Below are 1207 nucleotides of genomic sequence, written 5' to 3'. Positions count from 1 at the left end.
CCCCAGTTTTTCTTGTCATTCACCCAAGTGTTTCCTTCTACTACCAAGCCGATACCTCCATATTCACCCAATACGGTAGCGCGTCTCGGATCATAAAGGAACATGTTTGGGCCCGGATAGTGGTGAAGGTCGAGAATATCGCCACAAGTATAGTGATTACCACCACTGGCAGGATTCACCAGGCGGCTAGGATCGTATTCTTTGGTCCATGCTACGATTTCCGGAGTCTTGAATTGTCCCCATGCTTCATTGAAAGGAACCCATACGGCGATACTCGGATAAGAATACAGACAGTCGATGATTTCTTTCCACTCTTTGCGGTAGTTAGCTTCGGAAGCAGCAGAACGAATCACTTCCGTACCGTTGAAATAATTGCGTGCCTGCCACTGTGGGCTAGGACCACCGTTCGGCATATCCTGCCATACGATCAATCCTAATTGGTCGCAATGAGTGTACCAGCGTGCAGGTTCTACTTTGACGTGCTTACGTACCATGTTGTAGCCGAAGTCTTTCGTCTTCTTCAAGTCATAAACCAATGCTTCATCTGTCGGTGCAGTATATAAACCGTCAGGCCACCATCCCTGGTCGAGCGGACCGAACTGGAAATAGTCTTTGTTGTTCAATTGCAGGCGAGTGATGCCATTCTGACCCTTGCGGATAGAAAATTTGCGCATAGCCGTATAACTCTTTACCTGGTCTATTGCTTTTCCGTCTTTATACAGAGTCACTTCCATATTGTAGAGGAAAGGAGAGTCCGGAGACCACAGTTTAGCATTAGCAGGCATTGCCAGTTCAACAGGTACTCCGTTCAGCGCTGCGCCTTTGGCTACAAGGTTTTTGCCATCGAATACTTTTACTTCCACTTTGTCTGCGGAGGTCGTATTGGCAGCAACTTCTACCTTAACAGAATTGTTGTCAATATCGGGAGTAGTTTTCAGATTAGTGATGTATTGTGTTGCTACCGGTTCCAACCACACTGTTTGCCAGATACCTGTAACCGGAGTGTACCAAATGCCATGAGGATTTGCTATTTGCTTTCCTCTGGGTTGTTCGCCACGATCTGAAGGGTCCCATACTTTTACCACCAGGTCATTATTTCCTTTATTAAGTACAGAAGTAATATCGAAATAGAAAGGAGTAAATCCGCCTGTGTGTTCGCCTACTTTTACATCATTCACCCAAACTTCTGCTTTCCAGTCTACTGCTC

Annotated in this window: 1 protein-coding gene; it reads right to left on the bottom strand. The window is 46.1% G+C overall.

The features are described from left to right. On the bottom strand, positions 1 to 1207 hold a 1207-nt coding region (locus tag AB5935_RS27050), incomplete at both ends, for a glycoside hydrolase family 2 protein (RefSeq protein WP_368327981.1).

Origin of the sequence: Phocaeicola sp. RTP21198st1_B8_RTP21198_201120 (assembly GCF_040929485.1) — a bacterium.
In the GTDB taxonomy this organism is placed as follows: domain Bacteria; phylum Bacteroidota; class Bacteroidia; order Bacteroidales; family Bacteroidaceae; genus Phocaeicola; species Phocaeicola dorei.
This window is presented reverse-complemented; position numbering and strand designations above follow the sequence as displayed.